The organism is Pseudonocardia thermophila (assembly GCF_900142365.1).
GTDB lineage: Bacteria > Actinomycetota > Actinomycetes > Mycobacteriales > Pseudonocardiaceae > Pseudonocardia > Pseudonocardia thermophila.
On the sequence record NZ_FRAP01000004.1, the window covers coordinates 113,266 to 135,934 of the forward strand.

8 protein-coding genes are annotated in these 22,669 nt (G+C 72.4%); 2 read left to right on the forward strand and 6 right to left on the reverse strand.

What is annotated here, in order from left to right:
• Positions 1-41: 41 nt before the first annotated feature.
• The 6 genes from BUE41_RS06965 to BUE41_RS06990 all read right to left on the reverse strand — a co-directional run bounded on the left by BUE41_RS06965 (position 42) and on the right by BUE41_RS06990 (position 18,777).
• Positions 42-221, reverse strand: coding sequence for a hypothetical protein (locus BUE41_RS06965; protein ID WP_073456049.1), 180 nt, complete (start codon positions 219-221; stop codon positions 42-44).
• Between the two features lie 107 nt (positions 222-328).
• A complete protein-coding gene (locus tag BUE41_RS06970; protein ID WP_073456050.1) occupies positions 329-5,779 on the reverse strand; it encodes a DUF3320 domain-containing protein in 5,451 nt (1,816 codons plus the stop codon).
• Between the two features lie 82 nt (positions 5,780-5,861).
• Positions 5,862-8,129 carry a GmrSD restriction endonuclease domain-containing protein gene (locus BUE41_RS06975; protein ID WP_073456052.1) on the reverse strand — a complete coding sequence of 756 codons (2,268 nt, stop codon included), beginning with the start codon at positions 8,127-8,129 and terminating at the stop codon, positions 5,862-5,864.
• Positions 8,130-8,372: 243 nt separating this feature from the next.
• A complete protein-coding gene (locus BUE41_RS06980; protein ID WP_073456054.1) occupies positions 8,373-13,328 on the reverse strand; it encodes a helicase HerA domain-containing protein in 4,956 nt (1,651 codons plus the stop codon).
• Entirely contained in the window at positions 13,325-14,980 is a 1,656-nt protein-coding gene (gene mads7 / locus BUE41_RS06985) for a methylation-associated defense system protein MAD7 (RefSeq protein ID WP_073456055.1), read from the reverse strand. The genes BUE41_RS06980 and mads7 overlap by 4 nt, the downstream gene beginning before the upstream one ends.
• The gene (locus BUE41_RS06990; RefSeq protein ID WP_073456058.1) at positions 14,977-18,777 is read right to left on the reverse strand and encodes a protein kinase domain-containing protein; all 3,801 of its coding nucleotides are present in this window, start codon (positions 18,775-18,777) and stop codon (positions 14,977-14,979) included. The genes mads7 and BUE41_RS06990 overlap by 4 nt, the downstream gene beginning before the upstream one ends.
• Before the next feature lie 375 nt (positions 18,778-19,152).
• On the opposite strand from BUE41_RS06990, the gene BUE41_RS06995 reads away from it, so the two are divergent.
• Together BUE41_RS06995 and BUE41_RS07000 are read left to right on the forward strand one after the other, a co-directional pair.
• Complete coding sequence (locus tag BUE41_RS06995) at positions 19,153-20,961, forward strand: TerD family protein (RefSeq protein WP_200803790.1); 1,809 nt, start codon at positions 19,153-19,155, stop codon at positions 20,959-20,961.
• Between the two features lie 272 nt (positions 20,962-21,233).
• Positions 21,234-22,478 (forward strand): MFS transporter, encoded by a 1,245-nt coding sequence (locus BUE41_RS07000; protein WP_073456060.1) that lies wholly within the window; start codon positions 21,234-21,236, stop codon positions 22,476-22,478.
• Positions 22,479-22,669: the final 191 nt, after the last annotated feature.

The following is a 22,669-nucleotide window of genomic DNA, read 5'->3' on the forward strand; positions in this document are numbered from 1 at the left end:
GGCCTTCAGCTCCAGCAGGTACAGCCCGCCCGGCACCGCGATCAGCAGATCGCACTCGTGGATGCGGCCCGACGCGGCGGTGCCGAGAAGGTCGCCCAGGCGCGGAACGGCTCGGCGTCCGGCATGAGCCGCTTGATGTGGTCGAGACCGTCCTGCTCCCACGCGTAGTCGGACGGACGTTCCTGGAACCAGCGCCGCTGCGCGCCGGGGCGGGGAGCCATCGGTCAGTCCTCCTCGTCCACGGTCACGTCGTCGACCGACAGCTCGACGTCTCCGGTCAGCGATCGATCCCGATCGTACGGTGATCGCCAGCACGCCCTCGACCCGCTCACCGCGCCGCCTCCGCGCTGAGCTCCCCCTCCGCACGCCGCAGCCGCCCCTGCTCCACGAGGGTGTCGACGATCGACGTCAGCCGCGCCTGGATCCCCGCACCGATCCTCCCCCAGCCGAAGATCCGGGCCACGTTCACCATCGCGTCCGCCTCGCTGATCGCGCCCGCGTCCCGCACGAGGTTCTCCAGCGCGAGGGCCAGCTCGGTGGGGTGGACGTGGTCGACCGGGCGGCGGCAATCCTCCACCGGTGTGCGGACGCGGACCGTGCCGTTGCCGTACTCGTGGAGGAAGTCGCCCTCGCGGACCACGCCGGACATGCGGATGGCGGAGTCGAGGCGCTCCCGGATCCGGGAGCCGATCTGGCCGATCCGCCAGCGCTCCCGCAGCCGCTGCCGCACGACGTCGATGTGCACCGGCCCCTCGACGGAGACGATCTCCACCACCGCCTTGCGCATCGCGGGCTCCGCGGCGGGCTCGTGGAGCTCGCAGAACAGCGGGCGGGGACCGATCTCGGCGATCGTGTAGGGCTCAGTCCAGTCGGGTGCCATCGAGTAGTCGATCTCCTCGAGCTCGACGGGCACGGCCGACGTCGGCCGCTCCCCACCTCCGCCGCCGAGGAGCCCGCGCACGGGCGCCTGGATCGCCGTCTCGATCGCCTCGCGCAACCGGCGCTCGGCGCCGGCGCGGTCGTGGTACCAGGCCGTGCTCCAGATGCGGTGCAGCGTCCACCCGAGGCCGGTGAGGACCTGGTCGCGCAGCCGGTCACGGTCCCGCGCCACCCGCGACGAGTGGTAGCTCGCACCGTCGCACTCCACGCCCAGCACGTACACGCCCGGCTTGTCCGGGTGGTGCACGGCGATGTCGATCCGGTACCCGGCCGTCCCCACCTGCGGGGTCACCTCGTAACCCCAGGAGCGGATGGTGCGGATCACCGACTCCTCGAACGGGGACTCCGCATCCCCGCCCGCCGACGTGTCGAGGGCGAGCGCCGCCTTGCCCCGCTCGGCGAAGTCGAGGTACCGGCGCAGGTGCATCAGGTTCTCGTTCGCCGACGTGACGATGTCCCCGGCGCTGATCGAGCTGACGATCTCGTTGCGGTAGCGGGCACGGGTGATCGCGACGTTCAGCCGTCGCCACCCACCGGGCTTGTTGAGCGGCCCGAAGTTCATGTGGATCTTGCCGACCTCGTCCGGGCCGTAGCCGATCGAGAAGATCATGACGTCGCGCTCGTCGCCCTGCACCGACTCGAGCGCCTTCACGAAGAACCCGTCGAGCCGGTTCTCGGTGAAGTACCGGTCGAGGTCCGGCCGCTCCCGGCGGGCCTCCTCGACCGCCGCCTCGACGGCCGAGGCCTGCGTCTCGGAGAAGGTGACGACCCCGACCGACTTCCCCGGCCGGGTGTCGAAGTGGTGCAGGACCCGCTCGGCGACCGTCCGCGCCTCGATCGGGTTGTCCCGGGCCCCGCCGCGCCGGTAGACGCCCTTGACGGGGATGAACTCGATGCCGACGTCGGGCCCCTCGTCGTCGGCGCCGGGGAACGTGATGAGCTCCCCGCCGTAGAAGAAGTGGTTCGAGAACGCGATCAGCGACTCGTGCCGCGACCGGTAGTGCCACTTGAGCGTCAGCGACTTGAACGCACCCGACGATTTGGCGAGATCGAGGACCGACTCGAAGTCCTGCGCGTCGTCGGCGCCTTCGTCCCACTCGTCGCTCTCGTCCCCGGACAGAGCGAAGAAGCTGGTCGGCGGCAGCTGCTTGGCGTCGCCTGCGGTGATGAGGGCGTTACCGCGGTAGATGCAGTTGATCGCGTCCATCGGCGCGACCTGGCTGGCCTCGTCGAAGATCACGACGTCGAAGCGGAGATCGGGCGGCAGGAACTGGCTCACCGCCAGCGGCGACATCATGAAGCACGGCTTGATCGCCTGCGTGACGTCGCGGGTGCGGGCGATCAGCTCCCGCACGGGCATGTGCTTGCGCTTCTTCTCCGCCTCGCGGGTGATCACCGCCGCCTGCTCGCCCAGCACGCTGCGCGGGCGGCGCCGGTTGCACGCCTCGATGATCGAGCCCACCGCGGTGTCGACGATCCTGCGGTCGAGCACCCGGAACTCCTCGACGAGCGCGTCGCGGTCCTGCGCCCGCATCGGCTGGAGATCGGGATCGGTGCCCATGACGTGCTCGACCCACTCGGTGAGCACGGCCTTCTCGACGACGTCCCGGAACCGATCCTGGGGGATCCGTTCACGGACGCAGAAGTCGACCGTCGCCTCCAGACCGTGCTTGCGCAAGGTCTCGAGAGCCTTCTGGTACGCGCGCCACTCGAGCGGCCCGCCGGGGTCGTCCTGCAGCTCCCGCAGCAACGCCCGCGCCTCCTCGGCCCGGTCCAGCTCGTCGTGGAGTTCGGCGTGCCGGAAGCTCTCGAAGCACTCGACGACGTCGGTGCGTTTCGCCCGCCACGCGGACACGCGCGCCCGCACCACATCGGGGGCGACACCGTGGCGGAGCGCCTCGACCTGCGCGGTGGTGAGCGGTCCGCCGGCCTGGCGCTGCAGCTCGATCACCCAGCCGGCGGCGGCCCGCAGCGCGCCGAGATCGGTCTCCAGCCCCTGATAGAGCTCGCCCAGCTCGCGACGGTATTGCTCCGCGTCGCGCTCGAAGGCGGTGAACGCCTCGTCAGCCATCCGGCGCAGGGCCAGCACCGTGCGGGTGCCGCGCACGGTCCACGGCCGCCCCGTCACGGATTCGAGCCGGCCGACGACCTCCCGCACCGTCCCCAGCGCGGTGATGTGCCGGTCCAGCCACGCGATGACCTCGGCGAGCGAGAGGCCGAGCAGCTGCGGACCGGGCCCGACGTCGATGACCTGATGGAGCGCGGTCCGCCACGCGCCCAGCGCGGACGCCGCGGCGCGCACCGCACTGACCAGTCGTGGTGCGGGTGTCACGCCGGCGGTCAGGTGCGCCGCGACGCCGGTGAGGTCGGCGCGTGGGAAGCGCGCCGCGATGGCGTCGGCGCGATCGATGGCCCGCGACACCCGGTCGAGGTCCGTGTCCCGGCCGGCGAAGTACGAGCCGAGATCACGTCGGTAGAGCGGGACGACGTCGTTCCAGGCCGCGAGCGCACGCTGCCACTCGACGACGAGGCCGAGGTTCTTGTGGGCGTCGGCGGGCGACACCCCGTCCTTGGTGAAGGCCGCGACCGCCGCCTTGTCCCGCCGGTAGGCGCCGCCCATCCGGCGCAGCCCGGTGTGCTGCGTGCGGAAGCGTTCCTCGAGGCCGGCGGCATCCGCCTCCAGCGCGGAGTCCTCGTAGAACCGGCGCGCCGCCTCCTCGGCGGCATCCAGCGCGGCTCGTCTGTTCACCAGGTCGGACACCGCCTGCCGGGCGACTGCGCGTCCCCGGGGCGACAGCCACCCCGCCTCGGGCCGGTCCTGCTCGTTCGCGATCGCGGCGACGGAGAGCAGCTGATCGATCTCCGGGAACGAGCTCGGCACGGGGAGCTGCAGCACCGCCGCGATGTCGGCGAGCTCAGCCTGGGTCTTCCCGAGGAGCCACACGTCGTTGCGCAGGCGGTCGAGCAGCGCGTCGAGCGCGTCACCGGTCAGCTCGTCGACCTCGAGCGCGGGCGGTGCCATCCCGTCGAGCAGGCGCAGGGCCTCCTCGACGGCGCCGTCGGCCCGAGGAATCCGCTCCCACGGCGCACCTGCCTCGAGCGCGACGTGGCCTCTCCGCTCGTGCACCGTCCGGATCCCGTCGGTGAGCCGATCGACCACCCCGGTGATCTCGGCCGCCGTCGCGTCGGTGATCCACCGTGCCGGCACGGCCGGCCGGGCCGCGTAGTGCTCGAGCAGCGCCGCGAGCCGTTCCCCGTCGGCCAGCGAGCCGAACCCGAACGCCTCGACGACCGGCGCGTTCGTCTCCAGCACGGCCAGCAGGTCGTCCAGACTCCGCTCGGCCGCCAGCAGGCGCGCAGGGATCGCGTGCACGGGGCGCACACCGCGCCACAGATAGGTGGAGCCCTGCTCGGCCGGTCGCCACGCCCGCGCGAGATCCTCCGCGGTGCGCATGATCTCCCCGAACACCTGCGGCGTCAGATCTCGCACCGGCAGGGCCATCCGCGGCGCGGACGGCACCTCGGCCAGCCCCGAGAGCCGGCCGATCACGGAGTGCAGCGACACGTTGAGCGGCGCGCGGGGCTCGTTCATCGCCGCGACGTAGCGGTTGAGCTTCTCCTGGCGCTCGAGCAGCCCCTCGCGATCGCTGTCGCTCAGACCCGCGCGCGCCACCGGGCGGGTCTTCAGCGCCCGCCCGAGTTCGGCCGCGACCTCTTTTCGGGTCGCCTTGCTCGAGTGCAGCTCCAGCAGGTACGCGCCCAGGCCGACCTCGGTGAGCCGGTCACGGACGACGTCGAGCGCGGCGGCCTTCTCCGACACGAACAGCACGGTGCGCCCCGCGTGCAGGAGCGCGCCGATCATGTTCGCGATCGTCTGCGACTTCCCGGTTCCGGGCGGGCCGTCCATCACGAACGAGCGCCCCTCGACCGCGGCGGCGATGCACGCCCGCTGGGAGGAGTCGGCGTCGAGGACGAGCGGGATGCGGTCGGCCGGCACGACCCGGTCGATGTCGCTGTCGGCGATCTCGTCGAACCCGAAGTCGCCGACGGGCACGCCCCGGCCGCCGGCGGCCAGGGCCGTCACGACCGGGTGCGCCGCGATGATCTCCTCGTTCTCCAGGAGATCGCGGTACATCGCCTCCTTGGCGAAGGTGAAGTAGGACAGGACGACGCCGTCCTCGACCCGCCAACCGCGCTTGCCCGCCACCGCCGTCTCGATGCGGGCGCGGACGGTGGCCGGGTCGACGATCTCGTCGGCGGCCTCGCTGCCCAGACCCGGCAGCTCGATGCCCATCTCGCCGAGCTTCAGCGTCAGCGCCGGGTTGATCAGCGGATCGTCTTCCGTTCCGCGCAGCAGCGGCAGCTGCCGCGGCCCGGTGTTCTCGAGCTCCACGGGGACGAGCAGCAGCGGGCTCGAGAAGGCCGTGCCGGTCTCGTCGGCCCACTCGAGCGTGCCGATGGCCAGGTAGAGGATGCGCAGACCGCGGTCCAGGTACTCCTGGTGCGACTTGCGCATGAGGCTCCGCAGCGTGCTCGCCATGTCCTTGTGCGGCATCGGCGACCGCAGGACCGCGATCCGGCGGTTCTCGGGCGTCGGGCCGGGTAGCGGCTCCTTCGACATCTCGACGGCGGCGCCGCGGAAGGTGAAGGCCTCACCGGCGCCGAGTCGCCGCACGACCTCGGCCGGCTGCGGGTCCATGATCCGCACCGCGCTCGTCTTCCGCACCGGGAAGTTGAGCAGCCGGTTCGACCGGGTGAGGTTCACCAGCCCGTCCCGCCACGACCGGACCGCCTCCCGGACGAGCCACGCTTGCTCCTCGCTCACGATGTCAGTGCTCACCTGCTCGTTCTCCGCCCGACGTGCACCCTGATCCCGCCGTTCCGAGCGCAGCCGGACGCACCCGGACGCGTGGGGACACCACTCACCGCGCCACCACCGGACGGGCCTGTTCGAGGCGGCGGCGGGCAGCGGCGATCTCGGCCTCGGTGAAGAAGGACGAGAAGCGCTCGTCGAGGACCAGCGCCTCCACGGTGAGATCGAGCCGATCGACGCTCCACAGCCGCACGAACCCGTCGCTCGGGGTCGGCGCCATGACGAGCCGGCGGATGGCGCCCAGCGCGCCGTGCTGGTGGGCCATCTCCGTGAGCTGGATCGGGTTGTAGTCGACCTCGGTCCGGCACCGCTCGATCAAGGTGAACAGCGCGGCGTCCAGAGCACCGGCCGGTACCGGGATCTCGACCGGTTCCTCGGGCTCGGCGATCCCCGGCGAGGTGTCCGGCCTGTCGCCCGACACCACCTCCCGCAGCCGGTGGACGTAGCCGCGCAGTGCGTCGACCGAGGTGAAGACCTCCACGCCCAGCTCGGTGAGCCGCGGGATGTCGGCCTCGTCCGGGTCGAGCTCGAGCACGACCGGCTTGCCCTGCCCGGCCTGCAGCCCGTCCGGCCAGTACGCCTCGGCGACGGCGAGGACGCGGCCGCTCGCGGGGTCGAGGATCTCCTGACCCAGTTCCGGTCGCGCGAAGCCGAGGCCGGTGAGCTCCTCGACGAGCGCGGCGATCTGCGCCGCGCGGGCGTCGGTCTCGGCGGTCTCGTCGGTGACCACCAGCGGTGGCACGCGCCAAGTCGCGGGCACGCTGCCCGCCATCAGGTCCGCGAGGAAGTCGTTGGCCGCGGCGGCCAGCAGCTTGCGGCGGGCGGCGAGGAACTTCCGATAGTTCTCCGGCCGCCACAGCCGTGGATCGTCGGGGATCCACTGGGATGCGCGGATCGCCGGATCGATCGTCGGGAGGTACTCGGCCGGTGCCCGGTTCGTCAGCGCCATCGCCGACGACGGCGCCACGAACGCGAAGTTCGCCACCGCGTTGACCTCGTTGCGGGTGTAGCCGTGCCCGACGAGCAGCGACTTCGGGAAGATCTCGTGCACCTCGACCGCGCCGGTGTCCAGGCCGGCGGGACGGCCGGTGACCAGGTCCAGGGCCCCGCGGGTGCGGGTGACCATGTAGAGCAGCGGGTACGAGCGGGATCCCCGGCCGGCGCCCTCGAAGTCCTGCGCGTCGATGGTGAGGCTGCCCTTGCGGGTGCGGCGCAGGCTGGTGATGACCCCGTCGATGCCCTCGCGGTCGATCGTCTCGAGGTCCCTGCCGAGCATCGTGTCCGCGGACGTCGCGAACCGTCCACGGACAGCGGCGTGGACGTACCAGCACAGCGCCCGGTCCGCCTCGTGCAGGTCGGCGAACCGGCCGCCGCGGGCGTGCAGCAACCTCCCCAGCACGGGGAACGCGGCGCGCCCCATCAGCACCCGGTCGTGGTCGAGGCCCAGCCGCCCGGCGATGAGGTCGAGCAGGTGGTCGATGTTGTGCAGGGCCTTGTAGAGCGCGTCCTGGAACTCCACGGCCGAGACGTGCTCCAGCGCCGCGAACGGCGCCTTGCCCGTCGCGACGGCGTTGACGTTGCGCAGCAGCCAGTCCGGGGTGAACCGCAGCCCGCGGGCGGCCCAGCGGTCGAGGTTGCGGCGCATCGTCGGGCGCGCATCGGCCCACTCCGCGCAGATCCGGGCGAGCGCGAGATCGCCCTTCGACAGCTTGGTCCCACCGGAGTTGACGCGGTTGAAGATGTCGACGACGACGTCGACGGTCTTGTCCGGTCCCGAGATCGTCTCGATGTGGAAGTCGCGTTCGAGGATGTTGCGCAGCCGCTGGATCCGGTCGACGTACTCCGGGAACCGCTCTGCGGTCTCGGGATGGTTGGACAGCCGCGCGTAGACGGGCGCCGGCCCCTCGACGAACAGCCCGGTGACGTCGATCCAGCGCGGATCCTCCTTCATCTTGACCGGGCCGTAGAACTCGAACGCCTCGGTCTCGACGTTGAACCGCAGACCGCGGAACGCCTCCGGATCGCCCTCGAAGAACGCCGGCGGCCTACCGCGGATGACGCCGTACAGGGTCGTGACCCGCTGCTGGCCGTCGAGCAGGAGGGAGCGCGTCCCCGTGATCCCGGCCGGTCCACCGCGCACGGCCTGGCCCGCGGCGTCGGTCTCCCAGACGAGCAGGGCCCCCACCGGGTAGCCCCGGTACAGCGACCGCATCAGGCCGCGGACCTGGTCGCGGTTCCACACGTAGCCGCGTTGGAACTCCGGGAGGAGCATCGTCCCCGCATCGATCTGATCGAGGATCGCGCCCAACTTCGCCATGCCGGTGCTTCCCCCTGTTGCCCTCGCCCGGAGGCTTCGTCGATCGCGATCAGGTCGTTACGGGCATTCCCGAGATGCGATCAGGATCAGGGACATCTTCGCCGGACATGAGCCAATCGGACTAGCCGCGCTACGCCTCTCGCGCCGCCCGCTGAATTGCGCCGACCCTGATTCCACCCCTATCACTGCCGTTGGTTTACCGGCATTTCCGTAGGCCGACCGCTGACGGTCCGATGGGAACGATCAGTCCTTCGCCATGAACACTCGCCGTGCCTCGGCATGGTCCGGCGTGGACACGTACGCCTGGCCGACCGACAGCCCTTCGAGCGCCTCGGACATGTTCTGCCCGCCCCTACCCCGCATGAAGCCGGCCACCTTGCGGCTCTGCGGGTAGTTGCAGCGGAAGGCGACCTTCGTGCCGGCGTTGCCGAGCACGTCGGGATGGAAGTCCTCCACCCCCTGGCTCGCGACGACGACAGCGACCCCGTACTTGCGCCCCTCCTTCATGATCTTCGGGAGGGTCACGTCGCGGGCGAGCCGGTGCGCCTCGTCCAGAACGACGGCGAGCCGCAGCTGGTTCGTCTGCCCCCACCGGAACATCTCCCGGTAGACCTTGCGCAGCACGAACGCCCCCGCCGCGCGCTGCACCTGCTCCATCAGGGCGTGCACGTCGATCACGACGCCCTGCCGCAGCAGATCGGCGAACGGGCGGCTCTCGCGCGGATCGGTGAACAGGCCGAAGTCGCTCAGCGGGCGCAGCCGCGCGACCACGTTGCGGATTCGGGCGCTCGTGTCGACCGACGCGATGGCGGTGGCGAGATCCTCCATCGTCGGCCAGACCTCCGGGCCTGCCGACCGCGGGAAGCCCTTGGCCTCGTAGATCGCCCGGATCCCGTCGTAGACGGCGTTGCGCTGGATCTCCCCCAGGCCGCACACGTATCCGACGACCTCGGACAGCTCCCATGCCACCTCGCGGTAGCGGGCGGGATCGTCGAGCTCGAACGGCGAGATCGGCAGCCCCTGCGCGGCGTCGAGGACGGCGGCCCCGCCTGCCGGAGCCGCAGCCATGTCGCCGTGGAAGTCGACGACGAGCGCAGGAAGCCCCTGCTCGGCGAAGGCGCTGAGGATCCGCCGCGTGGTCACCGACTTGCCCTGGCCGGGGATGCCCAGCACGAACAGGTGCGGGCTGCCGGCGGTGCTGATGCGCCACCGGACCTCGGCGGCGTGGGCGTCCGTCCCCAGCACGACCTCGACCGAGGTGGGCAGCTCCGGCACCGGACGCGAGGCCGGGGCGGGAGGCGGCTGCGCCACGCCCGCCCGCAGCGGATCGGTGATCAGAACGGTCGACTCGTCGTCGGCAGGCGAAGCGGACACCGCCGAGGGCACGGCCGGGAGCGGCCCGGTCACCTCCACCGGTGCAGGCCGGACGGCGCGCGGCCGGGGTGACGGACGCGGCCGCGGCGGCACCGGGGACGGGGCGGGTTCCGGGCGCCACTCCGGCACCGGGACGACGGGCACGCCGCGCCGCGACTCGAAACCGAGCGCGCCGAGATCGGAAGCGGTGAGCACGTCGATCTTCACGCCACGGTGCTCGGCCGGGAACCCGGCCGCGCCGGCGAGACTGACGACATAGCCGCGCCGCCCGATCTCCGGCACGAGCGCGCCGTCCTCGACCTTCTCGATCATGCGCTCGACCTCGCCGCGGCGACGGAGGTCGAGCAGTCCCATGGCGAGTGCGCGGTCGGCGTGATGGCGCAGGATGCCGCCGAGGCGGGCGAGCTGGAGCTCGGCGTCGATGCGCGGCGGATCGGTGCGGAAGAACGTGTCATGGAGCATCGCCACGGTCGCATCGAGCTGGTCGACGATGTCGTCGACCAGCGCGGCGGGCAGCGCCGCGGCGCGCCGCGACTTCACCTCGATGCACTCCAGCCGCATCGTGCGAGGCGTGGTCCGCACGAGGATCACGTCGCACCGGCGCACGCTCGCATCACCGCGGGTGTCGCCGAAGACCTCCTGGTGGGCGTCCACGGGTACGATCAGGCACCCGTCGAGTTCACCGCGACGGCGCAGGTGCGCGATCAGCGCCGCGAGGCTGACAGCCTCCGCCGCGAGCGTGGAGCGGCCGACGAGACGCAGCGCGAGCCGCCCGGACACGGTCTGCAGGTGGTCGAGGACGACCCGCACCGAGTTCTCGACGGCGGCCAGGTCGAGCCCGTGCATCGCGTCGGCGAGCAGCCGCTCGACCTCCCCGCGATGCGCGGTGGTCACGGTGAGGCGGGGCCCGAGTCCTTCGAGGAAGTCCGGTGCGTAGTCGAGCAGGTAGGGCGCGCCCACGGTGTCGGGTGCGCTGAAGAGATCGACGCCGAGGTTGCGGTCGAGGGTCACGACCCAGTCGGCGCGTTCGTGGGCGGCCCGCAGCGTGGCCAGTTCGGCCTCGCCGAGCTCGGCGGTCAGGGCGAGTGGCCCGCCCTCGTAACCGAGGGCGATCGCGAGCGCGGCCTGATAGCTGCGGTGCGCGTCGACGGCGTCGACGGCCCCCTCGCGGTTGCGCAGCCGGATGGCCGGCGCCGTCCGCCACTTCGGCTTCGGCGCGGCGACCCGCTGCGTCTGCGCCGGCGTGAGCAGGTTACGGAACGACGTGGCCGGATGCGACACTGCGACCGCCGACACCGACGCCGAGTCGGCGGTCTGCGTCCGGGCGAGATCGGCGACGACGGCGACGTTCGCCGCCTCGCGGTCGGACGCCAGCCGGGTGTGCGGGCGAACGGTCAGCCCGAGCGGCGGCGTCAGGTGCGACCGGGCACCGCTCACCTGCTGCGATGCCACGGCCCGCTGCAGGTCGGTGAGGGCGGGCACGGGGTCGGTGTAGGAGAGGCGGTTGCCGTACGCGGTGATCTCCAGACGGGCGGGCGGCGCCGCCAGCTCCTCACCGGCCTCCGGCTCGCGAAGGACCGACTCACCGAGCGCCCGGGCGAGCAGCTCCCCCGATCCGGCGTTGTAGGCGAGCACGCGCAGCCCGTCCTGGCCGGGGTTGACGGCGCGGTAGGCGGCGAACCGCTCCGCCACCGCGGCCGGTGGCACCTCGGCGGCGACGTCGCGGCGGTCGAGGCCGAGCACCTCGAAAACGGCCTGGACGGCGGCGCCCGGCTCGGCTTCCTCGGCGTACAGGTAGATACCGGTGCCGAGGGTCGCCTCCCGGGCGTAGATGTACGGCAGGCCGTTGACCCCGTAGATCGCGAACGGCAGGTTCGCGGGCGTGACCCGCCGGACCAGCCGGCCGTCGACGGCGCGCCGCCGCTTCGCGGCCGTCCGTCCGACGGTGGACAGCTCCTGCGCCCACCGCGTCAGGGTCGCGTCGTACTCGGCGGCCCAGCTCAGCCGCAACGGATGCACCGGAAGGACGATCACCGCGGCGATCGGCGGATGGCCGACGGTGTCGATCGAGAGCCGGACGGTGTCGAGAGCGAGCAGCGCGGTGCGGGTCTCGTCATCCGGTGCCGAGTCGAGCGCCCGGCGGTAGCTCTGGCAGTAGAGCGAGACCTCCTGCCTCAGCTCCTCGTCCCAGACGAGGGTCTCGGCGACGTGCCGCGGACGGCGGGCGTCGAGCTTCTCGAACAGCTTCCGGCGCCGCTCGGTGAACGTCGGCGGGAGGGGCCCGGACACGGGTTCGAACGCCTCCGCGTCGAGTACCTCGCCCAGCCGTCCGTCGGCCTCCCAGGCGACCGCCCGCCCGCGGGACTGCAGCAGCTGGTCCTGCAGTGTGACGAGGGCCGGGCTCAGCGCCAGCTGCACGGTCCGCCTGCCGCCGAGCCGGACGGAGAACGCGCCGCCGTTCCAGGTCGGGCTGCCCTCCGTCAAGTCGTCCTGGCCGTCGAGGGCTGCGTCGAGCCGCGCGAGGGGAAGCGATTCGGCCGAGGCCCGCCGGGCCGCTCCGGTGACCGGCGCCTCCTCCCAGCGCAGGGCGAACTGCTGGCTCTCGTCGACGGCCTCGCCGCCGTCGCGCAGGAGCACCGGCTGGCCGTCGCGGTCGATCGCGGTCAGCCGCACCACCACGAGGCCGTTGTCGGCGACGTCCTCCTCGGTGACGTCGATGCGGATCGTCGCGCGGTTCTTGTCGCCCTTGACGGATTGCCGGGCGACGGGCGCGGTGTCCGGGTCGCGCAGATCGGCGGACGGCACGACCTCGAGCAGCCAGCGATCCACACCTGCGGTGGTGGGCGGATCGGTCCGCCAGCGGACCACCACCGAACCCGGCGTGTCCGGCCCGGTCTCGACGTAGGGCAGCTCGCCGGGGCCGTCCTGGCTCAGCCGGGTTCCCGCGCGCAGCGTGCCGTCGTCCTTCAGGAAGGTCTCGAGCCGGACGCTGTTCAGCTCGGTGGGCGCCCGCTCGACGAGCGGCCACACGTCGAACGTGAGCTCCTCGGGCAGGAGCATCGCCGCCCACGACGGTGCATCCGAGAGATCGACCTCGGGCCGGGTGAGGAACCGGGCGATCCGGTCGCGGGCCGGGCCCTCCACCAGCGCGGCCGCCGTGAGCCGGTCAGCCACGGGCGCCACCGCCCGCCCGGGCCGCGCGATCGCGCGAACGCAGGCCCCGTTGCGCGCCAGCCGCCCGACCAGCTCGGGACCGCCGCGATCGGGGATGAGGCCGACCATCCACAGCGCGGCGCCGACGGTCTCCCACGTCGGCTTCGCCGACACCGTGGCGACGAAGCGGGCCCACGCCTCCACGGGGCGGTTGCGGCCGAGCTCGCGGGCCACCTGGCGGACCCCGTCCTGCACCTCCGGGTCCTCGATCGATTCGAGGAGGGTGTCGGCTGCGGTGGCCAGCAGCCGAGTGACGTCGATCCGGGCGAAGCTGTTGTCCAGCGAGCTGGCCGCCGATCCACTGCCGACCGGCACCATCAGCACCAGCGGCCGTTCCTTGCGGTTGCGGAGCTCAATGGCGCGTTCGGCGGGCACCGACAGCTTCCCGTCGGCCTCGTCCGCGCGATCGACCAGCACGTACACGTCGGCGGCACCGTCGGGCAGCAACTCGCGCAGCAGGCCCACGAGCTCCGCCGCGTCCGTGCGGCGGATGCTGTCGATGCGGACACAGTGGCCGGCATCGCGGCCGTCGAGAGCGACCACGATCTGGTCCGCCACGGCGTCGAGGACGAGCGCGGGCAGGGTCGGCGCAGCGACGGAGGTGCTCGTCATGCGGGAACTCCGAGGGGATGGCGGACGATCTGCACGGAGAAGTCGTCCGAGAGGCTGTCGAAGCAGCCCAGGAGCTGCAGTCGCCGGGTGAACGCTTCCCGGTTCGCGGTGGCGGCCTCCCGGGCCTCGGCGCCGTCGAGGAACGCCGGCGGCCGGTCGACGAGGATGCCGAAGCGATGTTCGAGGGCGGCGAGGACGTCCCGCAGCGGCATGGCGGCGCGGTGGCCCGAGCGGTCCGGTTCGACGAACACCGCGAGCAGGAGCGCCGTCAGCAGCTCGTCGCCCGGCGCGTACCGCCACGACCGGCGGTTGCGGACGTCGCCGCGGATCAGCCCGTAGGACTTCTCGATCCCGCCGACCGACCGATACCACGCCGCGGCGTTCTTCAGCGCCATGTCCAGGTTGACGTGCTCCAGGACGTCGAGCAGCTTGTCGAGCTCGGGCACGTCGGAGCGCTGGAGGCGTTCGAGCAGGTCGAGATCCGGGCCGGTCGCATCGGGCGACGACTGCGCCTGGGCCACGAGATCATCGATGCGCGCCTCGGCGTAGGACTCGACCCGCCGATGATCGCGCAGCTGCGCGAGCTGGACGAGTTTCTCGGCAGCCGACAGGCCGGCGCGGCGTTCTGCCTCGCCGGGGATGCGCGGCAGCGCGTTCTCGACGACGACGAACGTCATCCGGTCCCGGAACGCGAGACGGAGCCGGTCCAGGTCGCGGGCGACACAGGCCCGCGCCATCCGGTCGGACTCGGAACCGAGTACGCCGGTGAAGTCGCAGTAGATCTCCAGCGGGGAGGGCGGGGCGGGCCCGTCGGCCATGTCGGGCGGGGCGACGCCGGTGCGCAGCAGCTCGCGGGCGGCCGTCTCGGCGCGCTGGGTGTAGGCAAGCACGCCGATGGACATCAGCGCGGCGAAGCTCGCCATCAACGCGGGGACGGGCAGCCGGTCGCCGTAGACCCGCAGGTGGTCGAGCAGCATCCGGCCGAGGTCCGCGGTGACGCCGGGCAGCGGGCTCTCGGGCGCGGCGGATGCCACCTCGCGCGCATCCGCCATCGCGAACCCCTCGACGAAGCGGAAGGCGAGCAGTGCGCCGATGTCGAGGGCCGAGGGGTCCTCGAGCCGCGGCTCCCACGTCGGGGCCGGCCCGATGCTCAGGCCGCGGCCCACCGTGCGCACCACCAGCTCCCGGAGTGCCGCGACCGCCGCGCCGGGCCCGGCATCGGGAAGTTCGCGGGCCATCGCTTCGAGCACCAATTGGTAGACGACGTCGTCGACACCGCGGTGGCGGCTGCGCTTCACAGGCAGACCGGCCCGGTACGCAGCCAGGGTGAGCGGCGCGATCGCCAGCATCTGCTCGCCGGTGTTGGCTCGCCCGACCGTGCCCATGTCGACCACGCAGGACCGCAGCCAGCCGTCGAGCAGCCCCAGGTCCTTCTTCTCGTCGAACCCGACGATCGCGCCGCTCTCGAGCAGCGCCTGGCGGTATCCGACGTAGTCGCGGGGATCGGTGCGCGACCGGCTCGATCGCCCGCCCTTGACGCACAGCTCGAACAGAGACGGGAGCACCCGGTCGGGATCCACGTCCAGCAGCGAGAAGACCGTCAGCGGGCGGTACTGGTAGGTGCGCAGCGGCACCGGCAGGGTGATCGTCATCGGGCCACCTCCCGGACGATGCGGCCGTCGGCCGTCGCCGTGGCCACGAGCGAGGAGCCGGCACCGTCGACGATCCTGACGGTGCGGGCGGGCTGCAGGCGGAGCCGATCGCCGAAGCTCTGGATCTCCTGCCGCAGCGCCTCCGACGCGGTGTCACCCAGGATCTCGCCATCGGCGGAACGCAGGAGCAGCTCGGCGGTGTCGAGAGTGATCCGCAGCCGCGCACCGGACGGCAGGTGCTGCAGCTCCAGTTGATCGGGGAACGACTCGACGAACGGGGCGGGCCCGCTGAGGCCGGCCAGCCGGAACTCGGCCGCGGGAAGCTCCTTGATGACGACGATCGAGCGGACCGCGGGATCGTCGAACACCCGGTCGCGCAGGGCGAGGTGCCCTTCGTCCTGGTAGCCGACGAACGCGAGCACGCGGGAGACGCCGAGCAGGATGCGGGTGAGGCCCTTGTCCGGCTCAGCCAGTGCGGCCAGGAACTCGGGCAGGTGGCGGTAGGCGCGCACTTCGTGCTCCGCGCCGGGAACCGACCAGGCGCCGAACAGCGCTGCGCGCTTGAGCTGGGTCATCGTGGCGGCGTCCAGCCCGGCCAGGTCCGGCACGAGCGCGCGGTTGTTGCGCGCCGCGCGGGCCAGCGCAGGTGCGGGCAGTGCGGCCGGGTCCAGCTCCGCCCACTCCTGCACGAGATAGTCCCGGCTCGACCGGTCGAAGGCCAGGTCGAAAGCTTCCCGCCCGGGCCGCGGATCCCGCCCGCTCTCGACGTCGTCGTGCACCTCCTCGCAGGACCTGTCCCCTGTGATCAGCCAGCCGAACGCGGACCGGACGTCGCGTACCGTGGCCCGTCTGCGTCTCCGCAGATGGCTGGTGAGCAGCAGCTCCGAGACCGTCCGGCGGGCCTGGCCAGCGCGCAGGACCTCGGCGTTGCGCCGGATCGGGCACACCTCGCGCACCTCGCAGTCGCGGCAGACCTCCCAGCGGTACAGCGCCGTCAGCTCCCTCAGCACGTTGGCCCCGAGCGAGGGCTCGTCAGGATCGGGCATCGCCAGCGCGCGGCGCTTCAGGTCCACGAGCACGATCCGGGCGCCCAGCGGTACTGCCCCGCCGAGGCGCTGCCGCTCCAGCTCGGTCGTCACCTGCGGGTACACGTCGGCGTGATCGACGCAGAACTGGGCGATCCGGCCGTCGTTGGCCGCGAGCAGCACCGTGTGCTCGTCGGCGCCGACGAAGGCCCGTTCGACCAACTCGTCCGAGGTCAGGTCGCCGTGTGACTCCGACGCGTCGTAGACCGCGGCGAACGTGCGGTTCCCCAGCCGGCGACGCCAGCCGGCCGGATCGGAGTGCAGCGTGACCGCGCCTGCCCGGTCGAGCGCCTCGCCGACCTTGACGAGGAACGACGTCTTGCCGTCGCCGGGGTTCCCGGAGAGCACGACGACATCGAGCTCACCGCGGACGATCGCCGGGAGCAACTCGGTGTCGAGCCGGGTCGGCACGTAGGTGTCCTTGGCGAACACGTCGTCGAGCCCGCGGTTGCCCGCGTTGCCGATCCGGCTGTGCCGGTAGAGCCCGCGCAGCGCGGCGACCGTCGGGTTGACGACGCGGCGGCTGCCGGCCGCAGGCGTGATGTCGCTGGCCCGGCGCACCTCCTCGGCGAACGCGCGCGCATCCGACGGGCGATCGGACGGGTCGTAGGCGACCCCGCGGTAGAGGACGTCGAGCAGGGCCTGCCCGTACCGGGCGAGGTGCTCGGCGGTCGGCGGCACGAACGTGCGCCGCTCGTCGATCCCCGGCCCGGCGTACGGGAGCCTGCCGAGCATGGCGTGCAGCACGGCGGCCGACGCGCTGTAGATGTCGGCCGCGGGCGACCACGTGCGCCGGGTCCAGACCTCCGGCGCGGTGTAGGGCGGCGAACCGACCGCCGACTGCGCGGCATCGGCGCGGGAGGCGAGCCCGAAGTCGATCAGGACGGCCTGGCCGTCTTCCCGGACGACGATGTTGTGGGGGCTCACGTCGCGGTGGTAGATCGAGCGGTCGTGCGCGTCGGCAAGGCCGGTGAGCACGTCGACGGCGATGCGGCGGGCCTGCTCCCGCTCCAACGGCGGACGGCCGTTGGTCAGGTCGTGGAGGGTCTCGCCCGGGACGTACTCCTGCACGAGGCAGCCGGGTTCCGGCTTCGCGAGCCGGTCGTGCATGCGGGCGCAGTAGAAGCTGCGCAGGGCAGCCGCGTTGTCGTACTCGGCCCGGACCTGCTCGGGCGTGGTGCGACCCGGCCGTAGGTGCTTGACCGTGCGGCGTTCGTCGAGGTTCTCGTCGTGGGCGAGCCAGGTGACCGCCCAGGCGCCCTCGCCGAGCACCCGCAGCAGCCGGTAGCGCCCGCCGAGCAGCGCCCCCTCCTGCAGGACGTCGACCGGTTCGGGCGTCACCTCCGGTTCAGGTGGGGCAGGCGGTGGTTGCGGGGTCAGCGCCGCCACCGCCTCGGCCGCCGAGAACGTCTCCCCCGGCGACAGCGAGAGGCAGCGCGCCAGCACCGGCCCGACCTCCGGGTACTCCGCGGCCCGGCGACGCGCGAGATCGTGGTCCGGTTTGTCGGTGGGATCGCAGTACAGCCACTGCACCATGCTGAGCGCCAGGCTGTAGAGATCGTCCTCCGGCCGGAACATCTCGATCGGCACACCCGGCGGATGGAAGGCCGCCGACGGGTGCGTGTCGTCGAGCAGGGGCGCGATGGTCTCCGTCGACGGCAGGTGAGCCCGGTCGAAGTCGCGGAAGCGCACCCGGTTCTGCGGGGTGACCTCGATGCTCGCCGGCCGCAGCGCCCGGTGGGTGATCTCGCGGGCATGGACGTCGGCGAGCGCCTGGAAGGCGTCCCGCACGACAGGCACGCCGATCTCCGCCGGAACGCGGTCGGATTCGTCGACGTGGCGGCGTGAGCGGATCAGCTTGGCCAGGCTCTCGCCGTCCGGGGCGACGACGACGGGGGTGACGACGTGGCCCTCCCAGGGGAACCACGGGTGCACGCCCCACGCACGGTCGGCGGCGGCCAGCGCCGTCAGCGCGGCGTGCTCACGGGTGGCCAGCTTGTGCGCCGCTTTCGGATCTGCCGCGTTGTCCACCGGGACGAGGCACAGATCGACCAGCTCACCGGCGGGCGTCCGCGCGCCGTAGACGATCGCGTTGCCGCGGCGCATCGGCTTGCCCTCGACCCGGTACTGATAGATGTGCACCGGCGGCGCCTCGGGCCCGCGGACGTTCAGGCCCAGCAGGAACTCCATGAGCTGCCGGCGCCGCGCACCCAGGGCGGGTGGACAGGTGGCATCGAGCCGCTGGAGGGTGGCTGCGGCCTCGTCGAGCCGCAGGACGACGTCCTCGCCGAGCCGGTCCGCGCCATCGAGAACCAGGGTGCGATGCGACATCAGGATGTGCCCGCGGACGACCCGATGTCCGCGCGGGAACGCCCGCTCGATCTCCCGCCAGTCCCGGATCCGGCTCTTGATCCGTCCCGCCAAGACCTTGGCTGCATGCTGCACCTGTGTGTTCGGGCTGTGCCGGCGATCGCCCCCGACGTACCAGGCGACCTCGTCGACGACGACGTGCGGCCCCCACGACTTCTCCTCGAGGACGTACACCGCTCGCGGAGAGACGACGATCAGATCGATGTCGACGGTCCCCATGCCGTCCGGTACGTTCCGCCCGGCCACGATGTCCCAGCCTTCGGGCAGCTCCGCCGCGAGCCTGCGGGCCGCGTTCTCCTCACCGGGGCCGTGCCAGTCCCCCAGAACGTGCAGTCGCGCCACGTCGTCTCCCCCACACGATCAACACCTGACCGGAGGATCGACTCCGGTTCCCCGACCGTGACGCGACCGACCGTAGCGGAATGTACGCACGGAGCAGTTGCTACCACCGAACGGGGTCACCGAGCCTGCTCCGCCGGCACGCCGCAGCAGTGCCGCCCGAACAAGATCGGACGAAAGCCCATTCGTGAAGATCCGGACGATCGTTACGGAGGGCTGATCGAGCGGTCCGGGCATCGGAACCGCGTGGTCTGCACCGAGTAACGGCACACCGACGAGCGACGACGTCCGGGTGATCGTGAATGCGACCGTATGCCAGCTCCCCGACGGTCACCGATCCCGGCGGCGAGCGCTGTCTGCTGCACAGGAGGTTCGACGGTGACCACGGCGGCTACCGAGCTGCTCCGCGACACCGACCACGCCTGGGCCGTCGTCGACGTCGAGACCTCGGGCTTCGACCCGGCGAACTGCCGCGTCCTGAGCGTGGCGGCGCTGACCCTCGATCCGGCCGGGCGACCCGAGCAGCGGTTCCACACGCTCGTCGACGCGGGCGTGGATCCCGGGCCGGTGCACGTCCACGGCCTCACGCGGGAGAAGCTGGCGGGCGCGCCGCGGTTCGAGCAGGTCGCGCCGGATCTGCTCGGCCTGCTGGAGGGGCGGGTGCTGGTCGCCCACAACGCCGCGTTCGACCACCGGTTCCTCGCGGCCGAGGCGGACCGGGCCGGGATGAAGCTGCCGGTCGAGCGGCGGCTGTGCACGCTCGCGCTGAGCCGGCGGCTCGGGCTCGCGGTGCCCGACCACAAGCTCGACACCCTCGCCGCCTACTGGGGTGTACCGCGGCAGCGGGCGCACGACGCGCTCGAGGACGTCGAGGTGCTCGCCCGCGTCTTCACCCACAGCTTGCTGCTCGCCACCCGGCTCGACCTGCCGCTGCCCGTCGTCGACTGCGCTGGGAAGGGCGAGAACGTCGCCGGCGACCGGGCCACGACCCCGCGCTGCCCGTGGCGCAACCCCGGCCCGCTCCGGCCGGGCGGCCCGCTCGTGCAGGGCATGCGGGTCGCCGTCACCGGGGCGACGACCACGCCGCGCGCGCGGCTCGTCGCGGAGCTGGTCGCGGCGGGACTCGACGTCGGCCGCTCGGTCAACCGGCTGACCAGCGTGCTCGTCACCAACGACCCGCACCACCGCACCCGCAAGGCCGAGCGGGCCCGCGCCCTCGGCATCCCCGTGATCGACGAGGCGACGCTGCGGCAGCTGCTCTCCGACGTCCGGCCCGGCGATCCGGTGACCCGCCGCACGGCCGCGCCGCGGCGCAGGGTCGCAGCGGCCCCGCGCGGCCCGCTGCACGGCCGGCGGGTCCTCGTCATCGGCGGCACGCACGCGCAGGCGGCCGAGGTCCGCGCCGCGATCGCCGCGCAGGGCGGCTCGGCCGCGATCAACTTCACCGCCACTGTCACCGACGTGATCCTGATGGCCGGCGGCGAGACCGACCGGCGGCTCGCTCGCATCCGCGAGTCCGGCCTGCCCGTGCACACCGGCGCCGCCGCGCTCGGCATCCCGCTCCCCGCCCCGGCCGCGGAGACCGCCGCGACGGCCGTCACCGACTCCGACCTCGCCGAGTACGTCGGCCGCCACCGCAGCGACGCCATCGGTGCCGGGGTGCCGGTGATGGTCCGCGGCCAGGTCATCGACCTGCCCGAGGCCGGCGCCTGGACGGTCAACGCCGCGTGGCGCGCCGACGCGCTCGCCGACGGCACCGAGGTCGATGTCGTCGCCTTCCTCGTCGACGCGGACGAGCGCGTGATCGCCGACGAGGACTTCGTCTTCTACAACAACCCGGTCAGCGACCACGGCGCCGTCTCACTGTCCGTGGACGGTGACAGCGAGCAGAGCATCCGCATCGATCTCTCCCAGGTCGACGAGCACCACACGAAGATCGTCGTCGCCGCGGCGCTGGCCGGCGACGCGACGTTCGGCGACCTCGGCGCGATCACCCTGGCCGTGGACGGCGACCTGGTCACCGCTGCCACCGCCACCCTCGACGCAGCCACCACCGAACGCACCCTCCTGCTCGCGGAGATCTACCGCCGCGACGACGTCTGGCGGCTGCGGGTCATCGGGCAGGGCTACGACGACGGGCTCGCCGGGCTCGCGGTGCGGTACGGGGTGGACGTCGCGGAGGCCTGAGACCGTATTCCGTGCACACCGCTAAGGCCTTCCTGCGCCGGCCGGAACCGAGCAGAAGGCGGCGAAAAAAGTATATTGTCCCCTTATTGTCCAGCCCGGCGTTACCGCACCCGTTACACGGAACATCACACGGAATGCCACTCTCTCGAACCCGGTAGGGACCATTCGGACGAACCTCGGAAACCCCACTGGACAGGGCAGAAGAGTTCACATAACGTCCCCGCACCGGGTGCGACGAATCCGTCTTCGCCACATCGACAAAGGGGTCAACAGTGACGTCGTCCTCATTAGGCAGCCGGTCCAGCGTTCTGATCACATCCCTGCTCTTCCTCACGATCGCCGTGGACGGCTACGACGCGATTTCGCTGGCGTTCGCCGTGCCGTCGCTGGCCCAGGAATGGGGGACGACCCCGGCCGCCTTCACCTTCCCGCTCGCCGCCAGCAACATCGGCGCGGTCGCCGGGTACATGCTGTCCGGGCCGGTCAGCGCCCGGATCGGGCGGCGCGCGACGATCCTCGGCGCCGTCGCCCTCCTCACCCTGGCGACGTTCGCGACCGTGCTGGCCACCACGGTGCCGCTCATGGGCGTGATCCGGCTGGTCACCGGCGTCGGGCTCGGGGCGGTGCTGCCCGCTTCGGTGTCCCTGGCCGCGGATCTGGTCACGCGCACGTGGCGGGACTCGGTGAGCGTCGTCGTGACGATGGGCCTCGGCAGCGGATCGATCCTCGGCGGTCTGATCGGGGCTCGGCTGCTCGCGTCGGCCGGGTGGCAGGCCGTCTTCTGGTTCGGCGGCGCCTTGTCGACGGTGCTGTTCGTGCTGCTGTGGTGGCGGCTGCCGGACGCCCCCGTCGCCGCGGCAGCGGAGGAGGGGCGGCAGCGCCAGGGCGTCGGCGCGCTGTTCCGCACCGGCCTGCGCACGTCGACGCTCCTGCTGTGGGCGTTCGCGTTCCTCGGCTCGACCGTGTCCTACTCACTGGTGTCCTGGCTACCGACCTTCCTGCTCGAGTTCGGGTTCAGCCCGTCGACCGCAGCGCTCGGCACGTCGCTGCTCGGGATGGGCGTGTTCGTGAGCGGGGTGACGCTGGCCATCTGGGTCCGCCGGGCCGGCGCCGCCTTCCCGATCATGGTGCTGCTCGGGATCGCCTTCCTCTGCCTGGCGGCGACCGCGCTGCCCATCAGCGTCGTCCTCGTGCTGACGCTGCTCGCCCTGTCCGTCGTCGGCATCAACTCGGCCTCGATCGGGCAGTCGACGCTGCCGATCAGCGTCTACCCGCAGGCCGCTCGCACCACCGGCGTGGGGTTCACGACCGCGGCGGGCCGGATCGGGGCCATCGCCGGTTCGTCGGCCGGCGGTCTGCTGCTGGCGCTGGGTGTTCCGGCGGGCACGATCATCACGCTGCTCGCCGTGCCGACCGGGATCGCGTTCGTCTGCCTCTTCGTGGTGGCCCGGCGGGGCCGCCGGGCGGCGCTCGACCCGGCGGCGGAATCGAGCACGGCGCTGCCGTCGGAGGCCTGAGGCGACCGGCCGACGGCCGAAGATCCGACCTGTGCGCGAGCCGGCCCGGCCGACGTCGAGCACCGGCGACGTGGTGGACGTCGTCCTCGACCGGCTGGACCGGCTCGATCCCGTCCCGCTGCATGGTCACGACGGTCGGGCCCGGCCCGCGCACGCCGAGCGGGTGGATCGTCGCCGGTGCGGAATTTCCG

What these genes read in the sequence shown, in the direction of transcription:
- BUE41_RS06975 (WP_073456052.1), bottom strand. Translation starts at nt 8,129, where the DNA reads ATGGCGAAGTTGGGCGCGATCCTCGATCAGATCGATGCGGGGACGATG.
- mads7 (WP_073456055.1), bottom strand. Translation starts at nt 14,980, where the DNA reads ATGACGATCACCCTGCCGGTGCCGCTGCGCACCTACCAGTACCGCCCG.
- BUE41_RS06980 (WP_073456054.1), bottom strand. Translation starts at nt 13,328, where the DNA reads ATGACGAGCACCTCCGTCGCTGCGCCGACCCTGCCCGCGCTCGTCCTC.
- BUE41_RS06965 (WP_073456049.1), bottom strand. Translation starts at nt 221, where the DNA reads ATGGCTCCCCGCCCCGGCGCGCAGCGGCGCTGGTTCCAGGAACGTCCG.